Genomic DNA, 19,274 nt, shown 5'->3' on the forward strand with positions numbered 1-19,274 from the left:
GATGAATTTCGGAAAATACGAATTATACGAAAACTCGCATTCCGCAAGCTCTGTGTGGTGTCACCTTGGGCTTGCAGTCCACCAGACGGTCGACTTCGCTCTCCTCGTTCATCAAGCTCAGCCGCTACCGGACAGCCATGAGCGAGCAACTGCTGCGCCCGGCAAGGTGGCGAAAACTGGCTCGACTTCCTTGCAGGCGTTCATGCACGCCAACCGCGACGCACTGCAGTGGCGAGGGCTTTTCTACCCTGCATCACCTCCCGGCGACCGGCACATCCTCAAGCAGCGCTTCCTGTTTGACAGCGTGGATCAGGCGGCCAAGGGCTCCGGCGACGCGGAGTTCGCCTGGACCCGGCTCGCCGAGCAGATCGTGCAGCGCGACGCGCCGATCAACGTGATCAGCGAAGAAGTCTTCTGGCACTTGTTCGAAGACCGACCGCAACGCCGGCGCACTGCCGTGCAGTGGATGGCCAAACAGCTTGCGCACTGCGACGTGCACATCGTTTGCTACCTGCGGCGCCAGAGTGACTGGGTGGAATCCTGGTTCAACCAGATCGTCAAGACCGACGTCAGCCAGACCTCGCGCCTGTCCTTCGAGGACTTCATCGCGCGCCAGGAACGACTGGGCGTGATGGACTATCAGCAAATGCTGGCAGTGTGGGCCGAAGTGTTTGGCGCGGACCGGGTGATCGTGCGTCCCTGGGAACGGGGCAAGCTGCTGCGCGGCAACATCGTCGATGACTTCTGCGACTTGGTGGGCCTGAAGGACATGGACGATCTCAAACGCCCCGAAGACCAGCAAAGCAGCCTCAGCGCAACGGCGCTCGAAGCCATGCTGTCATTCAACCGACAACCGACAACCGACAACCGACCGCGGCTGCGCACAAGCTGAAATTCACCGCAGCTTTTCGCGATGAGCTCGCGAAAGGCAGCGACAAGCGTTTTCTGCTGAGCGCCGAGCAGGCCGCCGAAATCGACGCGAGATACGCTGAAAGCAACCAGCAAGTGGCTCGCAGCTTTTGCAACACCGACAGCCTGTTCAGTCCGCCGGCCGAGGAAGCCAGACAGCCCTTCTCCGGTCTGACGGTCAACGAACTGCTTGATGTGGTGACGCGACTGTTCGTGGCCCAGCAGCGCTCGATGGATGCACTGAGCTGCCGGCTGGACGAGCTGGAAAGTCGGGCCAACTCGGCCGTCGAAGGTTGAATCAGGCGCCAGCCGCGAGCGGATGACGCCTGAGATCGCTCACTTCGCGTACATGCCACCCCGCTCGCCCGGCTCATGCCACAGCGGCTTGCTGTTGAGCGGACGCTGGCTCAGCAAACCGCGGCGGGCGTTGGATGGCGACGGGCTGGCGCTGGCGGCCGGGCAGCCGCCGCCGTCGGCATACTGGCTGGCGGCAACGACCAGCGGGTCGGTCGACGAGCCAATGGGTTGGCTGAAGTCTTCGGCCACCGGGCAGGTGGCGGCTAGGCCGTTGAAGTAGCGGCCCTGGTTCAGCGAGTTGGTGCTCTCGAAGGTCACCGGGCTCCAGACGTTGCCGCAGCCGTCGTCCTGCGCGGTGAAGCCGACCGGCTTGCCGCAGGTGGCGTCGCCAATGGTGACCACGTCAACGAAGGGCTTCAGGCCGTTGACGACCTGCTCGGAGGCCGAGCAGGTGCGCGGGCCGGTCAGCACATAGACCCGCGACAGGCCCAGCGCATTGGCCCAGTTGGTGAACTTGAAGCTCTGGTTGTTGCTGGCGGCGCGCTTGTCGTTGAAGTACAGGTTGGCGAAGGTCTGGCCACTGGTGGTCTGGGCCGCAGCACCTGCCGGGTAGGAGGCCAGGTTGGCCGCCACCGAAACCAGGCCGCCGCCGTTGTAGCGCAGGTCGATCACCACGTCCTGCACGCCCGCGCTGCGGAACTGGCCAAAGGCGGTGTCCATCGGCGAGTTGGCCTGGGTGATCATGTCCTTCACCATCATGTAGCCCATCTTGCGGCCACCCGGTGTAGTGACGATGGACGTGCCCTGCACCGGCTGCAGGTTGTAGACGGCGGAATACAGCGTCAGCGTGGTGTCGCCTGCCGTCGTGTGCAGGCCCAGCGTCACGGCGGTGTTGGTGGCCGTGGGGCTCAGCGCGTCGTAGTTGTTGGCCGAGATCAGTGTGGAGGCCGGCTGGCCGTTGACGGTGGTGATCTGGTCACCACGCTGCAGGCCGGCCACGGCCGCCGGTGAGCCGGGTTCGACGTAGCGCACCAGCAGCGGCAGCGTCGGCTGGCCGGTGACTTCCAGACCGTTGACGCCAATGCCGTAACCCATGGTGGCGCCGTCGCCAAAGAAGCGGTTGTAGTCTTCCGTGCTGGTGACGTAGCTCCAGCGGTCGGCCGGGAAGGTCGCGTCGCCGGTGGACAGCAGCGCGTAGAAATAGTCGTACTCGGACGAGTAGGCCGCGGGGTCGGGGTTCGGATTGGTGGCGTACCAGAAATACCAGTCGTCCATGTAGCTGCCAACCCAGTATTTCTGGTCCGACAGCGAGCAGGTCGCCCCCGGCGGCAGGTCGTCCCCGCCACCGCCGCAGCCTGCCAGCAGCACCGCGACCGAGGCCATCGCGGCGCCTGCCCAAGGTCGCCAGCGCGAGCGGGAGGCGCCGGTGCGAGTGGCGCCGCTGGCGCCCTCTGGTTGTTCTTGATGCGTTGGCAAGGATTGCCCTGCGCGCCAGGGTGCACGCACCCCCGCCCAAACTTGTGCCATGTCCCACTCCCGGGCGCGAGCAAGCTCTCGCCCTTACCGGGTAGGCCGCCAGCCGGCCACCCTACAATTCCGTTTAACTCCGCTTCTTTGCAGAGCGTTGACACAAAGCTTGTGTCCGCTTGTTGCACGCACCTCGCTTCCGCCCATGACCGAACTCGCCAAATCCTTCGAACCCACTGCCATCGAAGCCCGCTGGGCGCCGCTGTGGGAGCAATCTGGCGTCTACGAGCCCAGCCTGGACCCGGCCAAGCCCTCGTTCTGCATCCAGCTGCCGCCGCCCAACGTGACCGGCACGCTGCACATGGGCCACGCGTTCAACCAGACCATCATGGACTCGCTGACCCGCGTGCACCGCATGCGCGGCTTCAACACGCTGTGGGTGCCCGGCACCGACCACGCCGGCATCGCCACGCAGATCGTCGTCGAGCGCCAGTTGCAGGAGCAAGGCGCGAGCCGCCATGACCTGGGCCGCAAGAATTTCGTCGCCAAGGTCTGGGAGTGGAAGGAAAAAAGCGGCTCCACCATCACCAACCAGATGCGCCGCATGGGCGACTCGGTGAGCTGGCGGCATGAGTACTTCACGATGGACGACAAGCTGTCCAGGGTCGTGACCGACACCTTCGTGAAGCTGCACGAGGAAGGCCTGATCTACCGCGGCAAGCGCCTGGTCAGCTGGGACCCGATCCTGAAGTCCGCGGTGTCGGACCTGGAGGTGGAAAGCGAGGAGGAAGACGGCTCGCTGTGGCACATCCGCTACCCCATCGAAGGCAGCGATGAATCGCTGGTCGTGGCCACCACCCGGCCCGAGACCATGCTGGGCGACACCGCGGTGATGGTGCACCCGGAAGACGAACGCTACACCCACCTCATTGGCAAGCAGGTGCGCCTGCCCATCACCGGCCGGCTGGTGCCGGTGATTGCCGACGACTACGTGGACAAGGCCTTCGGCACCGGCGTGGTCAAGGTCACGCCTGCCCACGACCAGAACGACTACCAGGTCGGCCTGCGCCACAACCTGCCGATGCTGACCATCTTCACGCTGGACGCGAAGGTCACCGCCGACATGCCCGAGGTGCCGGAGGACTACCGCGGGCTGGACCGCTTTGTCGCGCGCAAGAAGATCGTCGCGCAGTTGGAGGCCGAGGGCCTGCTGGTCGAGGTCAAGAAGCACAAGCTGATGGTGCCGCGTTGCGCACGCACCGGCGCCATCATCGAGCCGATGCTGACGGACCAGTGGTTCATCGCGATGAGCAAGGCCGGCCACAACGGCAAGAGCATCGCGGACGAGGCCATCGAAGCCGTCGAATCGGGCGACGTGAAGTTCGTGCCCGAGAACTGGGTCAACACCTACAACCAGTGGATGAAGAACATCCAGGACTGGTGCATCTCGCGCCAGCTCTGGTGGGGCCACCAGATCCCGGCCTGGTACGGCGACAACGGTGAATTGTTCGTCGCCCGCAGCGAGGAAGACGCACGTGCCAAGGCCACGGCCGCAGGCTACACCGGCGCGTTGCGCCGTGACGAGGACGTGCTGGACACCTGGTATTCATCAGCCATGGTGCCCTTCTCCACGCTGGGCTGGCCAGAGCAGACCATCGAGCAGGACCTGTTCCTGCCGAGCAGCGTGCTGGTGACAGGCTACGACATCATCTTCTTCTGGGTCGCCCGGATGATCATGATGACCAAGCACTTCACCGGCAAGGTGCCGTTCAGGCATGTGTATATCCACGGCCTGGTGCTGGACGCACAGGGCAAGAAGATGTCCAAGTCCGAAGGCAATGTGCTGGACCCTGTGGACCTGATCGACGGCATCGAACTGGCACCACTGCTGGACAAGCGCACCACCGGCCTGCGCAAGCCCGAGACCGCGCCCAAGGTGCGCAAGGCCACCGAAAAGGAATTCCCGGAAGGCATTCCAGGCTACGGCGCCGACGCGCTTCGCTTCACCTTCGCGGCCATGGCCACGCTGGGCCGCAGTGTCAATTTCGACAGCAAGCGTTGCGAGGGTTACCGCAATTTTTGCAACAAGCTGTGGAACGCGACCAAGTTCGTGCTGATGAACTGCGAGGGCCAGGACAACGGCCTGAAGGAGCACACCAAGGCCGAGTGCGCGCCTGGCGGCCCGGCGCATGGCTACCTGGCCTTCAGCCAGGCCGACCGCTGGATCACCAGCGAGCTGCAGCGCGTGGAGGCGGCGGTCGCCCAGGGCTTCGATGAATACCGGCTGGACAACGTGGCCAACGCGATCTACCAGTTCGTGTGGGACTCGTATTGCGACTGGTACCTGGAAATTGCCAAGGTGCAGATCCAGACGGGCAGCGAAGCCCAGCAGCGCGCCACCCGCCGCACGCTGGTCCGTGTGCTGGAAACCGTGCTGCGCCTGCTGCACCCGGTCACGCCATTCATCACCGCCGAGCTGTGGGACACGGTTGCCGTGGTGGCCGGCCGCAAGGCGGCAGACGATGGCCGCAGCATCGTCACCGCACCCTACCCGGTCGCGCAGCTGGAACGCATTGACCCGGCTGCCGACGCCTGGGTGGTCAAACTGAAAGAATTTGTCAGCGCCTGTCGTACGTTGCGCAGCGAGATGAACCTGTCGCCCAGCGACCGGGTGCCGCTGGTGACGATTGGCGACGACGCGTTCATCGCGGAAGCAGCTCAGGTGTTGAAGGCACTGGCCAAGCTCAGCGAAGTGCAGGTCATGGCCGACGAGGCCGCGTTTGCCGCGGCGACCGAGATGGCGCCGGTGCTGGTGTTGGGTGCAGCCCGGCTGGCGCTGAAGGTCGAGATCGACGTGGCGGCCGAGCGTGAACGCCTGAGCAAGGAGATCAAGCGCATCGAAGGCGAAGTCGAGAAGGCCGAAATCAAGCTTGGCAACGAGAGCTTCGTCGCCCGTGCGCCGGAAGCCGTGGTGGCCCAGATGCGCGAGCGGCTGGAAGGCTTCGGCCGCTCGCTGGACAGCCTGCGCGGCCAACTGGGCAAGCTGCCACCGGCCTGAAAGATTGTCTTCAAGCCCTGGAATGCAGCGAGGCACGGAGGCTGCTTAGGCAAGCAAAGTGATGGATCAAAATCGCTGAGCGCAGAAGCTTCAGTGTTGCCTTGTCACCATCGCTGCACTTTTTTGTGTCATCGTTGTCGCATTAATCAATAGGGAGTTCCATGAAGATCAACAAGGCCATTTTCCCGGTCGCCGGCCTGGGCACCCGCTTTCTTCCCGCCACCAAGGCGCAGCCCAAGGAAATGCTGCCGGTGGTCGACAAACCGCTGATCCAGTACGCGGTGGAAGAGGCCTATGCCGCCGGCATCCGCCAGATGATTTTTGTCAATGGCCGCAACAAGCGCGCCATCCCGGACCACTTCGACACCGCTTACGAACTGGAGTCAGAGCTGGAAGCGTCGGGCAAGAAAGAGCTGCTGGCGATGGTGCACAGCATCAAGCCGGACGACATGGAGTGCATCTACATCCGCCAACCCAAGGCCCTGGGCCTGGGCCACGCGGTGTTGTGTGCGCAGTGCGTGGTCGTCAACGAGCCGTTTGCGGTGCTGCTGGCCGATGACCTGATGGTCGGCAAGCCACCCATCCTCAAGCAGATGGTCGACCAGTTCACCGAGTGGCAAGCCTCCATCCTGGCGGTGCAGGAAGTGAAGCCGGAGCACACCAGGCGCTACGGCATCGTCGCAGGCACGCCGGTCAACGACCGCATGATGGACCTGACCCACATGGTGGAAAAGCCATCACCGGAAGAAGCGCCTTCCAACCTGGGCGTGGCCGGCCGCTACATCCTCACGCCTGGCGTGTTCCGCGAGATTGCCAACCAGCCGCGCGGCGTGGGCGGCGAGATCCAGTTGACCGACGGCATTGCCGCGCTGATGCGCCGCGAGAAGGTGTTTGCCTACCGCTACGACGGCAAGCGCTACGACTGCGGTTCCAAGGAAGGCTTCCTGGAAGCCAACGTCGAACTCGCACTGGCTCACCCGCAACTGGGCGCCGGCTTCCGCGAGTACCTGAAGGCGCTGGACATCTAAAACTTCGTTCCGTGCCCGCTACGCGCCCGCCTCCCGGCGGGCGTTTTCATTTCAGTTCACCGCATTACCAAGCGGCACCAGCGGCGCAGCGCCCGAACCCACCCCAGCGGCGCCCCAGGATCCGGCTCGGCCGGTCCTGCAGGCGCGCCCCCTTGAGGGGGCCGGCGAAGCCGGTAGGGGGTGTTCCAATTCAGCGCCGGCGCAGCCAGTGCACGAAGTGATCGTTGACGGTTTCCTGGCCGACCAGTTCGTGGCCGGTCTGGCGGGCGAAGGCCTGGAAGTCGCGGCTGGAGCCGGGGTCGGTCGCCACCACCTTCAGCACCTGGCCGCTGAGCATGTCGGCCAGCGCCTTCTTGGTCTTCAGGATGGGCAGCGGGCAGCTCAGGCCGCTGGTGTCGAGTTCCTTGTCAGGTTGCATGAGAAGCGTTTTCCTGCGGATGAAATTCAGGTAGCGCTGGGCGCCGCCGACGGTAGCTCGATGAAGCGCGGCTCAATGCCCTTGCTGCGCAGCCAGGTGGCCAGCGCGTAGCCGGTGCCCGCCGGCCAGCAAACCACATCAACCGGTTCGAACATCCGGTATTCGGCCAGCTCGGGCGATAGCCGCACCTCGCCATGTGCCACCACATGGTAGGCGATGATGACCTGGTTCATGCGCTGGAAATCCCAGACGCCCAGCAGGTTCACCGAGGTGGCGGTGAGCGAGGTTTCTTCCAGCACCTCGCGCGTTATGCCGTCTTCCGGCGATTCGCCCGCCTCCATGAAGCCGGTGATCAGCGCGAACATCTTGTGCGTCCAGGCCGCGTTTCGCGCCAGCAGGACCTTGCCGCCCTGGTCGCTGCACTCGACCACCGCCGCCAAAACGGGCGTCGGGTTGTTCCAGTGGGTGAAGTCGCAGGCCGGGCAGCGCAGGCGCTCGGTCGGCCCGCTGTCTTCCATGCGTTCGATCATCGCCAGCGGCGTGGCGCATTGCGGACAGAACTTGAAGGTGCTCATGCGGGAAAGACTCCCGTCGAAAGGTACCGGTCGCCCCGGTCGCAGACCACGAACACGATGGTCGCGTTCTCCAGCGTGCGCGCCAGCTGCAGCGCCACCCAGCAGGCGCCAGCCGCCGAGATGCCGGCGAACAGGCCTTCCTCGGCCGCCAGCCGGCGTGCCATGTCTTCTGCATCGGCCTGGCTGACGTAGACCAGCTCGTCCACCGCACTCGGGTCGTAAATCTTCGGCAGGTAGGCTTCCGGCCATTTGCGGATGCCGGGAATGCGCGAGCCTTCGGAAGGCTGGGCGCCGACGATGCGCACCGCCGGGTTCTGTTCCTTCAGGTAGCGCGACACGCCGGTGATGGTGCCTGTCGTGCCCATCGCGCTGACGAAATGGGTGATGCCGCCGTCCGTGTCGGTCCAGATCTCGGGGCCGGTGGTCTCGTAGTGCACCGCCGGGTTGTCGGCATTGGCGAACTGGTCCAGCACCCGGCCCTTGCCGTCCTCCTGCATCTGCTCGGCCAGGTCGCGGGCCCATTCCATGCCACCGGACTTGGGCGTCAGGATCAGCTCGGCGCCAAAGGCCTTCATGGTCTGCGCACGTTCGATCGACAGGTCCTCCGGCATGATCAGCAGCATGCGGTAGCCCTTGATCGCCGCGGCCATCGCCAGCGCAATGCCGGTGTTGCCCGAGGTGGCCTCGATCAGCGTGTCGCCCGGCTTGATCTCGCCGCGCTGCTCGGCCCGGCGGATCATGTTGATCGCCGGCCTGTCCTTGACCGAGCCGGCCGGGTTGTTGCCCTCCAGCTTTCCCAGGATCACATTGCCACGGGCGGCCAGCTCGGCGCCAGGCAGGCGTTGCAGTCGCACCAGCGGGGTGTGGCCAATCGCGTCTTCCAGGGTCTTGTAATTGGGCATGGGCACGGCTTGTCAGGAGTTGCGGCTCATTATCGCGGCGGCCTCAAGTCCGTGCGTTGGTCATGTCATAATCGCGCTCCACGTGCAGCGACTCACCGCCTTCTCAAGGCCGGCACACAGCGCTGATCACACACCTTGCCCGGGTGGCGAAATCGGTAGACGCAAGGGATTCAAAATCCCTCGCCGCAAGGCGTGTCGGTTCGAGTCCGACCTCGGGCACCATCCCCTCGCGGGATACTTCTCTCCCCTTCTCACTTCCGCAGCTGCTGGCGCTTCAAGACGCCGGGCAGAACGCGCCAGTGTCGATCCAGGCCTTGATCAACGCGCCCAGCTGTTCCTGCGTGCCAGGCGCAGGTTCGCGCGTGCCGCCAGGCGCCCAGGCCCAGCCCACCAGGCCGTCACTTGCCATGTGTTCCTGGATGGCCGGCAGCGACTTGCCGCCGTTGCGCCGCTTGTCCTTGATCTGCACGCAGATCTGCGCCAGGGTCTTGCCCTGCCAGGCCATCGAGCCTGGCGCGAGGTGCCACAGCGGATTGCCCGGGAAACCGCCCGGCTCCACATTCGCTGCCTGGTGGCAGGCCGTGCAGCGCATGCCGACAGCGCCCTTGTCGTCCTTGCCGCGCACCACCAGCGGCAGGTGCGGATGCAGGTCCATGCCCTGGGTCGGCCGGTCACCGTTGGGGTGGCAGTTCAGGCAGCGTGGATGCTGGAGCACCTTGCCAGCTTCGAGGAAGAGCTCGCGCGAACGCTGGGCCGGGTCGCTGGTCGAAGCGAAACTCTCCGGGGTACGCAGGTCCGCAGCCCAACTGGCGGCGGCTGCAGCGGCGCAAAGCGCGAAAACACAGGTCCGGATGACGGGCATCGCTTCTCCCCATTTTCTCGACGCACGAGCATACTCCGCAGGCGGCGCGCTTGGGGCAACGCTGAACAATCACGCATTTCACTGAACTCACAGGAGGTCTGGATGTCGGTTGAACTCAACGTCAATGGCCGGGTGCACGCACTCGATGTCGACCCCGAGACCCCGCTGCTGTGGGTGCTGCGCGAGGACATCGGCCTGACCGGCACCAAGTACGGCTGCGGCGTGGCCCAGTGCGGCGCCTGCACCGTCCATGCCGATGGCGAAACCCTGCGCTCCTGCACCGCGCCGGTCTCATGGATCAGCAACCGCAAGATCACCACCATCGAAGGCCTGTCGTCCAAGGCCGCAAAGGCGGTGCAGAAGGCCTGGGTCGAGCTGGACGTGGTGCAGTGCGGCTACTGCCAGTCGGGCCAGATCATGTCGGCCGCGGCACTGCTGGAGAAGAACCCGAAGCCGACCGACCGCGACATCGACCTCGCGATGAGCGGCAACATCTGCCGATGTGCGACCTACCAGCGCATCCGCGCCGCCATCCACGCGGCCTCGCGCCAGCTCACGGCCTGAACGGGAGACCCGCCATGCACCCGATGATGCTTGCCATGCAGGCCCGGCGCGAGTCGCTGCAATCGCTGCTGTTCCCGGAAGCGGAAGCTGCGCCAGCCGGCGCTGCGCCGCTCACCCGCCGCACGCTGCTCAAGAGTGCTGCGGGCGGCGGACTGCTGATCAGCATCGGCAGCCTCGCGCCCTCATTGGCGCAGGCCGCGGCGCCAGGCCCGGAAGGCGTTGCCACCGGCCCGCTGGCCCCGAATGCCTTCGTGCGCGTGGGCACCGACAACCTGGTCACCATCGTCTGCAAGCACCACGAGATGGGCCAGGGCAACACCACCGGCCTGGCCTCGCTGGTGGCTGACGAGCTGGACGCCGACTGGACCCTGGTGCGCACCGAATACGCGCCGTCCAACCCCAAGCTCTACAACAACCTGGCCTTTGGCGACATGCAGGGCACCGGCGGCTCCTCGGCGATTGCCAACGCCTACCTGCAGATGCGCAACGCAGGGGCTGCTGCACGGCAGATGCTGGTTGCTGCAGCGGCCCAGGCCTGGAACGTGCCACCCGCGGAAATCAGGACCCGCCGAAACGTGCTGAGCCACGCCTCTGGCAAACACGCCACCTACGGCGAGATGGCCGAAGCGGCCAGTCGCATGCCGGTGCCCGACAAGCCGGTGCTGAAGACGCCCGCGCAGTTCACGATGATCGGCAAGGAGAACGCCACGCCGCGGGTCGACTCGCCTTCGAAGTGCGACGGCACGGCGGTCTACACCATCGACCTGAAGCTGCCCGGCCTGTTGACCGCGGTGATCGCCTGGCCTCCCTCGTTCGGCGCCACGCTGAAGTCCTTCGACGCCACCGAGGCGCTGAAGGTGGCCGGCGTGACCGACGTGGTGCAGGTGCCCGAAGGCGTGGCCGTGGTTGCCACGCGCACCTGGGCCGCGATGCAGGGCAGGCGCGCACTGAAGCTGGAATGGGACGAATCGGCCGGCAATGCACTGGACACCGATGCGCTGCTGACGCAGTACAAGCAGCAGGCCACGCAGCCCGGGGGCACCGTCTTCGCCAAGCCAGAAGCCAATGCAGCGACGCAAGCCGGCCCGGCGGTGAACACCATCAGCGCCACCTACGAGTTCCCGTTCCTGGCCCACGCGACCATGGAGCCGATGAACTGCGTGGCCTGGCTGCACGACGGCATGCTGGAAACCTGGTCCGGCCACCAGTTCCCGACCTTCGACCACATGTTCGCCGCCAAGGCCGCGGGCCTGCCGATGGAGAAGGTCAAGCTGCACACCCTCGTCTCGGGCGGCAGCTTCGGCCGCCGCGCGAATGCCTACAGCGACTTCACCGTGGCTGCGGTCAACGTGGCCAAGGCCATCAATGGACGCGCCCCGGTTCGGCTGCAATACACCCGCGAGGACGACATGGCCTCGGGCTTGTACCGGCCCATGTACGTGCACCAGGTGCAGGTCGGGCTGGACGCCAAGGGCCAGGTGGCAGACTGGCAGCACCAGATCGTTGGCCAGTCCATCATGGCCGGCACCGCGATGGCGGTGATGATCAAGGACGGGATCGACTCCACCTCGGTCGAAGGCGTGGCGCCCAGCGCGTACAAGCTGCCGATGATGAAAGGCGCGCTGCACACCACCACGCTGAGCGTGAGGCCGCTGTGGTGGCGCTCGGTGGGCAACACCCACACCGCCTACGTCATGGAAACCATGATGGACGAACTGGCCGCCGCCGCGGGGCGCGACCCGCTCGCCTTCCGGCTGGCCTTGCTGGAACCCGGCGGCCGCGCAGCCGGCGTGCTGCAACTGGCGGCGCAGAAGGCCGGTTGGGGCAAGACCATGCCCAAGGGCAGCGCGCAAGGCCTGGCGGTGCACGAATCCTTCGGCTCCTACGTGGCCCAGGTGGCCGATGTCTCGCTGAAGAACGGCAAGCTGAAGGTGGACCGCGTCGTCTGCGCGGTGGACTGCGGCGTGGCGGTCAACCCGGACGTGATCCGCGCGCAGATGGAAGGCTGCATCGGCTTTGCGCTGGGCGCGCTGTACTACAGCGAGGTGGAAATGAAGCAGGGCCGTGTAGCACAGCGCAACTTCGACCGCTACAAGGCCTTGCGCATCTACGAGATGCCGCGCGTCGAAGTGCACATCCTGGCCAGCACCGCCGAGCCCACAGGCGTGGGCGAGCCTGGCGTGCCGCCTCTGGCGCCGGCCGTTGCCAACGCGCTGGCGCGCCTGGGCGGCCCGCGCGTGCGCCGCTTGCCCATGAGCCGCTCAGGGCTGGTCGAAGCCTGAAGCCTGAAGCCTGGCCCGGGCCGCCGCACCCTGCCAAGCCGCCCGCGTCAGTGACACCTGACACGCTGCGGCGTGGGCGACTGATCGCGCATGGGCGATACTCCCGCGGCATTGCTCTGCAACTGCAGGCCTGTCCGACACCTGACCATTGCCCCAGCCCATGCTCCCGATTCCACCAATCACACAAGCCTTGATGCTGATCTGCACAGCGGCCTATTTTCTCGATCTGCTGATCCGCAGCTTCACCGGCTTCTCTTTGAACCTGTGGATGGCGCTGTGGCCGCTGGGCAATGGCATCTTCATGCCGTGGCAACCGTTCACCTATGCGCTGGTCCAGCAGGACATCACAGCCTTGCTTTTCAACATGCTGGGCATGTGGATGTTCGGCGGTGAACTGGAGCGGCTCTGGGGGCAAAAGCGTTACGCACAATTCCTGTTTGCTGCGGTCATTGCAGCATCGGTTTGCTACCTGCTTCTCTCTCTGGCAACTGGTGCGCGTGCACCTTTCATTGGCTCGAGTCCCGTGATCTACGCGATGCTTGCCGCGTCGGCAATCCTGTTCCCCAATCGCACCATCATGCCGCTGATTCCCCCCATCCCGATGAAGCAGCGGACCTACGTGCTGGCTTTCGGTGCCGTGATGCTGGCACTGGGCCTGAGCAGCCTGGGCGGCATCGCCCCCTTTGCCCAACTGGGCGGTGCGCTCGGCGCCTGGCTGATCATTCGCTTTTGGCGCGGCCAGGCGCCCTTTCCGCCTCGCAAACGCAGGTGATTGGGGCACCCGGTTTCGCGGGTACGCGAAACCACCCGCCAAGCGGGTTGGCGCTGCCGCCTTGAGGCGGCCCGGCGCTGGCAGCGCTGGCAACGCGGCAGTCAGGGGCGTGACGTGTCAGCCGCCAGGCCGGCGATCACGTCCGGATAAAGGAGCTGCAATCGCAGCTCTTTTTTCATTCGGCCGTTGTCCAGCCTTCGGGACTCGCCGAGGAAGCTCATCTGCATGGGCGAGAGCTGCGCTGCGGCCTGGGCGCGTGAGAGGCGCGGCGGGCGCGGCAGGCCGTAGCGGTCGGCCACGGTGTCGAAGTGTTCGCCCATGCGGGTCTCGCTGTCGTCGGTGACGTGGTAGACCCGTTGCGGCGCGCCGCGCAGCAGCGCGGCCACGCAGGCCCGCGCGAGGTCGTCGGCATGGATGTGGTTGGTGTAGACGTCGTCCTCGGCGCGCAGCACCGGCGTGCCGCGTTGCACCCGGTCGCGTGGGTGGCCGCCTTCGCGGTCGGCGGCGTAGATGCCCGGGATGCGCAGCACTGAGACGGTCCAGCCGAAGGCCAGCCCGGCCCAGCGCAACCTGGCCTCGGCATCGACCCGCCGACGGCCGCGGTCGGTCGCCGGGTTCACCGCCCGGGTCTCGTCGAACCGGGCGCCGCCAGCATCGCCATAGACGCCAGTGGTGCTGCCGTAGACCACACGCCGCACCCGCCCGGACCGCGCCAGCGCGCGCACCAGCGCGGCGGTGCGCGTGTCGGCAGCGCCTTTGCCGGGTGGCGGCGCAAGGTGCAAGACCGCGTCTGCCAGCCCCGCGAGCCGGCCCAGGGTTTCGGGTTGGTCCAGGTTCCCGGCCAGCGGCACCACGCCAGCGGCGCGGAGCGACGGCCAACGCTCTGGCGACGAACTCAGCGCCAGCACCCGCCAGCGCCCGGCCAGCAAGCGCACCACGCGCAGCCCCACGTCACCACAGCCGACGATCAACAGCACCGGCCGGCGGTGCGCCGCCGAAGGCAGCAAGCGGGGAGGAAGCTGGCTCATGTCACGCAATCGAGAAGGGCCGGAAGGGACCTGCCAACGGCCTGGCAGGTCTCGGGGCAAAATCGCCCCTGGCGCCCGGCAAGCAGCATCCGCAGCGCGGCCATGGCCGAGGGGCGCCAAGTGTAGCCAGCCCCGGTCCACCGCCTGCCCATGACTTTCACCATCGCCCTCCAGCCCTCCGGCCGCGCTTTCGACGTGGCACGCGACGAGCCCATCCTGACCGCTGCCATCCGCGAGGGCATCGGCCTGCCGTATGGCTGCAAGGACGGCGCCTGCGGCTCCTGCAAGAGCCGCCTGCTCGAAGGCCGGGTCATCCACGGCGCGCACCAGCAGAAAGCCTTGTCCGAAGCCGAGGAAGCCGCCGGCCTGATCCTCACCTGCTGCGCCACGCCGCAGACCGACTGCGTGGTCGAAGCCCGCAGCGTGCCGGGCGCCGGCCAGTTCGCGATCCTCAAGATGCCCGGCCGCGTGCTGTCGATGGCGCAGCCCGCGCCAGACGTGAAGGTGATCCGCGTGCAGCTGCCGGCGAACCAGAATTTCCAGTACCACCCCGGCCAGTACATCGAGTTCATCCTGCGCGACGGCGCGCGCCGCAGCTACTCGATGGCCAATGCGCCACACCAGCTCGGCACGCCGCCGTCCATCGAGCTGCACATCCGCCACATGCCCGGCGGCAAGTTCACCGACCAGGTCTTCGGCGCGATGAAGGAAAAGGACATCCTGCGCATGGAAGGCCCGTTCGGCAGCTTCTTCCTGCGCGAGGAATCCACCAAGCCCATGGTGCTGCTGGCCTCGGGCACCGGGCTGGCGCCGATCAAGGCATTGATCGAACGGCTGGAAGAGCTGGCCAGTGGACGCGAAGCGGTGCTGTACTGGGGCGCCCGCAGCCGGGCCGACCTGTACCTGCACGACTGGGCCGAAGCCGCCGCCGCGCGCCTGCCGAATCTGCGCTATGTGCCGGTGCTCTCCGAGCCCAGGCCCGAAGACGGCTGGACTGGCCGCACCGGCTTTGTCCACCATGCGGTGATGGCCGACCTGCCAGACCTCTCCGGCCACCAGGTCTACGCCTGCGGCGCCCCCATCATGGTCGAGTCGGCCCAGCGCGACCTCAAAGCCAAATGCGGCCTGCCTGACGACGAGTTCTTCGCCGACAGCTTCACTTCCGAAGCCGACAAGCATGGCGCTTGAAATGCGGGGCTTCACGCGCCGGCACCTGCTCGCGGCGCTGGCTGCGGTGCCAACGTTTGCCGCGGCCCAGGGCAGGCCCATCCGCCTGGTCGTGCCCTACCCGCCAGGCGGCCCGCTGGATGTGATGGCCCGCGCGCTGGCCGACAAGGTTCAGTCCACGCTGGGCACCATCGTGATCGAAAACAAGCCCGGCGCTGGTGGCAACCTGGGGGCGGACACAGTGGCCAAGGCCGCACCGGACGGCTTGACGATCGGCATTGGCGCGGTCGCCACGCACGCGATCAACCCCTGGCTCTACCGCAAGATGCCGTACGACGCGCTGCGCGACTTCACGCCCATCACCGGCCTGGCGCAGATGCCCAACGTGCTGGTGATGAACGCCGAGCGGGCCGCGCAGCTGAAGATCGCCTCGGTGGCCGACCTGGTCGCCTACGCCAAGGCCCACCCTGGCCAGCTCAACTACGCTTCCGGCGGCAACGGCAGCGCCGGCCACCTCGCAGGCGAGATGCTGAAGACCCAGGCGGGGCTTTTCATGGTCCACATTCCGTACGCGGGCGGCAACCCGGCGCAGTTGGCGTTGCCGTCCGGCCAGGTGGACCTGAGCTTCGACAACCTCGCCACCGCCTCGGCCAACATCCGTGCCGGCAAGCTCAAGCCCCTGGCTGTGACCTCGGCCCGGCGCAGCAATGCGATGCCCGAGCTGCCCACCGTGGCCGAAGCCGGCGCCAAGCTCGGCCTGGCCCGCTTCGACATCGGCACCTGGGTCGGCCTGTTCGGCCCGGCGAAGCTGCCGGCCGACGTGACGGCCCGCCTGAACAAGGCCTTCACCGAAGCGCTGGCCACGCCCGAGATCCAGGCGCGCTGGCGCACACTGATGGCCGAGAGCTTCGCCACCACGCCGGAGCAATTCGCCCGCTTCGTCGCCGCGGAGCACGCGCGCTACCAGGCAGTTGTCAAGGCCAGCGGCGCCACCATAGACTGAAGCCCATGGACGCCCTCTACTTCTTCCCGCTCGCCGTGGGCATTGCCCTCACGCCCGGCCCGAACAACTTCTGCGCGCTGAACCACGGCCTGCGCGAAGGCGTGGTCGCTGCAATCGTCGGCACGACCGGGCGCGTCGCGGCCTTCGCCATCTTCCTCACCGTCTCAGCGCTGGGACTGGGCGCGATGCTGCTGGCTTCCGAAACTGCCTTCAGCGTGCTGAAGTGGCTGGGCGCGGCCTACCTGTTCTGGCTGGGCGTGCACGCTTGGCGCAGCCGGGACCTGGGTGGCCTGCATGCTGGCGAATCGGCCGACAGTGCCCCGCCCCGCCGCTGGCGCGAACTGATGCGTCAGGAGTTCCTGCTCGGCATCAGCAACCCCAAGGCCATGCTGCTGTTCGCCGCGATCTTCCCGCAGTTCATCGACCCGGCCAAACCCGCCGCGATGCAGTTCGCCACGCTGGGTGCCACCTACCTGCTGGCCGAATACGTCTCGTCGCTGGCCTACGGCCTGGGCGGCCGCCAGATCCGCCGCCTGGTGCGCAGCCCGCTGGCCGCACGGCGGCTGAACCGTGCCACCGGCGGCGTGTTCATCGGAGCGGGCGGGCTGCTGCTGGCAGCGCACCGCTGAAGCCGATCCGCCGCGATGCGCGGCGGATCGGCACTCGGCTCAGCTCAGCTCAGCAAGTCATACCGGTCCAGGTTCATCACCTTGGTCCATGCCTTGACGAAGTCGCGCAGGAAGCGCGGCGTCGAGTCGCTGCTGGCATAGGCTTCGGCGATGCCCCGCAGCTGGGCGTTGGAGCCGAAGACGAGGTCGACGACGGTGGCGGTCCACTTCAGCTCGCCGCTGGTCCGGTCCCGGCCTTCGAGCACGTTGGTGTCCGCAGCCGAGCGCTGCCAGGCGGTGCGCATGTCCAGCAGGTTGACGAAGAAGTCGGTCGTCAGCGTCTCGGGGCGCTTGGTGAAGACGCCGTGCGCGGTGTGGCCGAAGTTGGCGCCCAGCGTGCGCAGGCCGCCGATCAGCACGGTCATCTCCGGCGCGCTGAGACTCAGCAGTTCGGCCTTGTCGATCAGCAGCTCGGCGGCCGAGCCTTCCAGGCCCTTGCGCAGGTAGTTGCGGAAGCCGTCGGCCTTGGGTTCCAGCACGGCGAAGGAGTGCACGTCGGTCTGGTCCTGTGACGCATCGGTGCGGCCTGGCGTGAATGGCACGGTGATGTCTGCGCCGGCCTTCTTCGCAGCAGCCTCGACGGCGGCGCCACCGGCCAGCACGATCAGGTCGGCCAGCGAGACCTGCTTGCCGCCGGACTGCGCGGCGTTGAAGTCCTGGCGAATGGCTTCGAGCTGCGCCAGCACCTTGGACAGTTCGGCCGGCTGGTTGACTTCCCATTCCTTCTGCGGCGCGAGGCGGATGCGCGCGCCATTGGCGCCGCCGCGCTTGTCGCCGATGCGGAAGGTGGACGCCGAGGCCCAGGCGGTGGTCACCAGTTGCGAGATGCCCAGGCCCGAAGCCAGCACCTTGGCCTTCAGCGCGGCCACGTCCTGGTCATTGACCAGCGGATGGCTCACATCGGGCACCGGGTCCTGCCAGATCAGCACTTCCTGCGGCACCAGCTTTCCCAGGTAGCGCGGGCGCGGGCCCATGTCGCGGTGGGTCAGCTTGAACCAGGCACGGGCGAAGGCGTCGGCAAGCAGCGCCGGGTCCTGCATGAAGCGGCGCGAGATCTTCTCGTAGGCCGGATCCAGGCGCAGCGCCAGGTCGGAGGTCAGCATCATCGGCGCGTGGCGCTTGCTCGGGTCGTGCGCGTCCGGCACGGTGCCGGCACCGGCGCCACCCTTGGGCGTCCACTGATGCGCACCGGCGGGGCTCTTGGTGAGCTCCCATTCGAAGCCGAACAAGGTCTCGAAGTAGCTGTTGTCCCAGCTGGTGGGTGTGGGCGTCCAGGCGCCTTCCAGGCCACTGGTGATGGCGTGGGCGCCACGCCCGGTGCCGAAGCTGTTCTTCCAGCCCAGGCCTTGCTCCTCGATGGTCGCGCCCTCGGGCTCGGCACCGACCTGGCTGGCATCCCCGGCGCCGTGGCACTTGCCGAAGGTGTGGCCGCCGGCGATCAGCGCCACGGTTTCTTCGTCGTCCATCGCCATGCGGGCGAAGGTCTCGCGGATGTCGCGTGCCGAGGCCAGCGGGTCGGGGTTGCCATCCGGGCCTTCGGGGTTCACGTAGATCAGGCCCATCTGCACGGCGGCCAGCGGGTTGGCCAGTTCACGGTCGCCCGAGTAGCGGCTGTTTTCCTTGTCGCTGGTGGCCAGCCAGGTGCCTTCCTTGCCCCAGTCGACCTCGGCGCCGGGTTCCCACACGTCGGCCCGGCCGCCGGCAAAACCGAAGGTCTTGAAGCCCATGGATTCCAGCGCGACATTGCCGGCCAGGATGATCAGGTCGGCCCAAGAGAGCTTGTGCCCGTACTTCTGCTTGATCGGCCACAGCAGCCGGCGCGCCTTGTCCAGGTTGCCGTTGTCGGGCCAGCTGTTCAGCGGTGCGAAGCGCTGCGCACCGGCGCCGGCACCGCCACGGCCGTCTGCCGTGCGGTAGGTGCCGGCGGAGTGCCAGGCCATGCGGATGAACAGCGGGCCGTAGTGCCCGTAGTCGGCCGGCCACCAGTCCTGGGAATCGGTCATCAAGGCGTTCAGGTCCTTGACGATGGCATCCAGGTCCAGCGTCTTGAATTCTTCGGCGTACTTGAACTCCTCGCCCATCGGGTTGGCGCGGGTGGAGTGCTGGTGCAGGATGGCGAGGTCCAATGCGTTGGGCCACCAGTCCTTGTTGCCGCGGGCCTTGGGAGATGCGTTTTTCTGGGCGGCGCTGCCCGAGAACGGGCATTGGGATTCGGTCGTCATGCTGGCTTGCCTCCTGGGTGAGATGACTGAGCTGCAAGTCTAGGACGCGAAA

The 19,274-nt window shown here is 66.7% G+C and carries 17 protein-coding genes and 1 tRNA gene; 11 read left to right on the forward strand and 7 right to left on the reverse strand.

Going from position 1 to position 19,274, the window contains the following annotated elements:
• The first annotated feature begins 1 nt into the window (after position 1).
• A complete protein-coding gene (locus tag AC3WR5_RS02695) occupies positions 2-892 on the forward strand; it encodes a hypothetical protein (protein ID WP_492481645.1) in 891 nt (296 codons plus the stop codon).
• 113 nt (positions 893-1,005) lie between these two features.
• Positions 1,006-1,206 carry a hypothetical protein gene (locus tag AC3WR5_RS02700; protein WP_492481647.1) on the forward strand — a complete coding sequence of 67 codons (201 nt, stop codon included), beginning with the start codon at positions 1,006-1,008 and terminating at the stop codon, positions 1,204-1,206.
• A gap of 39 nt (positions 1,207-1,245) precedes the next feature.
• Here AC3WR5_RS02700 and AC3WR5_RS02705 read toward each other — a convergent pair whose 3' ends face one another.
• Complete coding sequence (locus AC3WR5_RS02705) at positions 1,246-2,589, reverse strand: S41 family peptidase (RefSeq protein WP_231012218.1); 1,344 nt, start codon at positions 2,587-2,589, stop codon at positions 1,246-1,248.
• A 289-nt stretch (positions 2,590-2,878) separates the two neighbouring features.
• On the opposite strand from AC3WR5_RS02705, the gene AC3WR5_RS02710 reads away from it, so the two are divergent.
• Together AC3WR5_RS02710 and galU are read left to right on the forward strand one after the other, a co-directional pair.
• A complete protein-coding gene (locus AC3WR5_RS02710; protein ID WP_492481649.1) occupies positions 2,879-5,731 on the forward strand; it encodes a valine--tRNA ligase in 2,853 nt (950 codons plus the stop codon).
• A gap of 161 nt (positions 5,732-5,892) precedes the next feature.
• Positions 5,893-6,759 (forward strand): UTP--glucose-1-phosphate uridylyltransferase GalU, encoded by an 867-nt coding sequence (galU, locus tag AC3WR5_RS02715; RefSeq protein WP_141286768.1) that lies wholly within the window; start codon positions 5,893-5,895, stop codon positions 6,757-6,759.
• A 190-nt stretch (positions 6,760-6,949) separates the two neighbouring features.
• Here the strand turns inward: galU and AC3WR5_RS02720 are convergent, their stop codons facing one another.
• From AC3WR5_RS02720 to cysM, 3 genes are read right to left on the reverse strand one after another with little or no spacing between them, the layout of a single operon-like run.
• The gene (locus AC3WR5_RS02720) at positions 6,950-7,177 is read right to left on the reverse strand and encodes a sulfurtransferase TusA family protein (RefSeq protein ID WP_141286769.1); all 228 of its coding nucleotides are present in this window, start codon (positions 7,175-7,177) and stop codon (positions 6,950-6,952) included.
• 26 nt (positions 7,178-7,203) lie between these two features.
• Positions 7,204-7,752, reverse strand: coding sequence for an NUDIX hydrolase (locus AC3WR5_RS02725; RefSeq protein WP_141286770.1), 549 nt, complete (start codon positions 7,750-7,752; stop codon positions 7,204-7,206).
• A complete protein-coding gene (cysM, locus tag AC3WR5_RS02730; RefSeq protein ID WP_492481652.1) occupies positions 7,749-8,654 on the reverse strand; it encodes a cysteine synthase CysM in 906 nt (301 codons plus the stop codon). The genes AC3WR5_RS02725 and cysM overlap by 4 nt, the downstream gene beginning before the upstream one ends.
• 137 nt (positions 8,655-8,791) lie before the next feature.
• On the opposite strand from cysM, the gene AC3WR5_RS02735 reads away from it, so the two are divergent.
• A tRNA-Leu gene (locus AC3WR5_RS02735) sits at positions 8,792-8,876 on the forward strand.
• A gap of 52 nt (positions 8,877-8,928) precedes the next feature.
• Here AC3WR5_RS02735 and AC3WR5_RS02740 read toward each other — a convergent pair.
• A complete protein-coding gene (locus tag AC3WR5_RS02740) occupies positions 8,929-9,516 on the reverse strand; it encodes an Isoquinoline 1-oxidoreductase subunit (RefSeq protein ID WP_141286772.1) in 588 nt (195 codons plus the stop codon).
• Between the two features lie 102 nt (positions 9,517-9,618).
• On the opposite strand from AC3WR5_RS02740, the gene AC3WR5_RS02745 reads away from it, so the two are divergent.
• From AC3WR5_RS02745 to AC3WR5_RS02755, 3 genes are all read left to right on the forward strand, one after another.
• The gene (locus AC3WR5_RS02745; RefSeq protein ID WP_141286773.1) at positions 9,619-10,080 is read left to right on the forward strand and encodes a (2Fe-2S)-binding protein; all 462 of its coding nucleotides are present in this window, start codon (positions 9,619-9,621) and stop codon (positions 10,078-10,080) included.
• Positions 10,081-10,094: 14 nt separating this feature from the next.
• Positions 10,095-12,362 (forward strand): xanthine dehydrogenase family protein molybdopterin-binding subunit, encoded by a 2,268-nt coding sequence (locus AC3WR5_RS02750; protein WP_492481655.1) that lies wholly within the window; start codon positions 10,095-10,097, stop codon positions 12,360-12,362.
• Positions 12,363-12,522: 160 nt separating this feature from the next.
• Positions 12,523-13,134, forward strand: coding sequence for a rhomboid family intramembrane serine protease (locus AC3WR5_RS02755; RefSeq protein ID WP_141292065.1), 612 nt, complete (start codon positions 12,523-12,525; stop codon positions 13,132-13,134).
• 101 nt (positions 13,135-13,235) lie between these two features.
• On the opposite strand, the gene AC3WR5_RS02760 is transcribed toward AC3WR5_RS02755, so the two are convergent.
• On the reverse strand, positions 13,236-14,162 hold the full coding sequence (locus AC3WR5_RS02760) for an SDR family oxidoreductase (protein ID WP_492481657.1): 927 nt from the start codon (positions 14,160-14,162) through the stop codon (positions 13,236-13,238).
• Positions 14,163-14,312: 150 nt separating this feature from the next.
• Between AC3WR5_RS02760 and AC3WR5_RS02765 the strand changes: the two genes are divergently transcribed.
• From AC3WR5_RS02765 to AC3WR5_RS02775, 3 genes are read left to right on the forward strand one after another with little or no spacing between them, the layout of a single operon-like run.
• Positions 14,313-15,350: a CDP-6-deoxy-delta-3,4-glucoseen reductase gene (locus AC3WR5_RS02765; protein WP_492481659.1), complete on the forward strand. Its 1,038-nt coding sequence runs from the start codon at positions 14,313-14,315 to the stop codon at positions 15,348-15,350.
• Positions 15,340-16,332, forward strand: coding sequence for a Bug family tripartite tricarboxylate transporter substrate binding protein (locus AC3WR5_RS02770; protein ID WP_492481660.1), 993 nt, complete (start codon positions 15,340-15,342; stop codon positions 16,330-16,332). Before AC3WR5_RS02765 ends, AC3WR5_RS02770 begins: the two co-directional genes overlap by 11 nt.
• 5 nt (positions 16,333-16,337) lie before the next feature.
• The gene (locus AC3WR5_RS02775; protein WP_492481662.1) at positions 16,338-16,961 is read left to right on the forward strand and encodes a LysE family translocator; all 624 of its coding nucleotides are present in this window, start codon (positions 16,338-16,340) and stop codon (positions 16,959-16,961) included.
• A 44-nt stretch (positions 16,962-17,005) separates the two neighbouring features.
• Here the strand turns inward: AC3WR5_RS02775 and katG are convergent, their stop codons facing one another.
• Positions 17,006-19,222, reverse strand: coding sequence for a catalase/peroxidase HPI (katG, locus tag AC3WR5_RS02780; protein WP_492481664.1), 2,217 nt, complete (start codon positions 19,220-19,222; stop codon positions 17,006-17,008).
• Positions 19,223-19,274: the final 52 nt, after the last annotated feature.

The sequence above is a fragment of the Ideonella sp. FW305-24 genome (genome assembly GCF_058788035.1).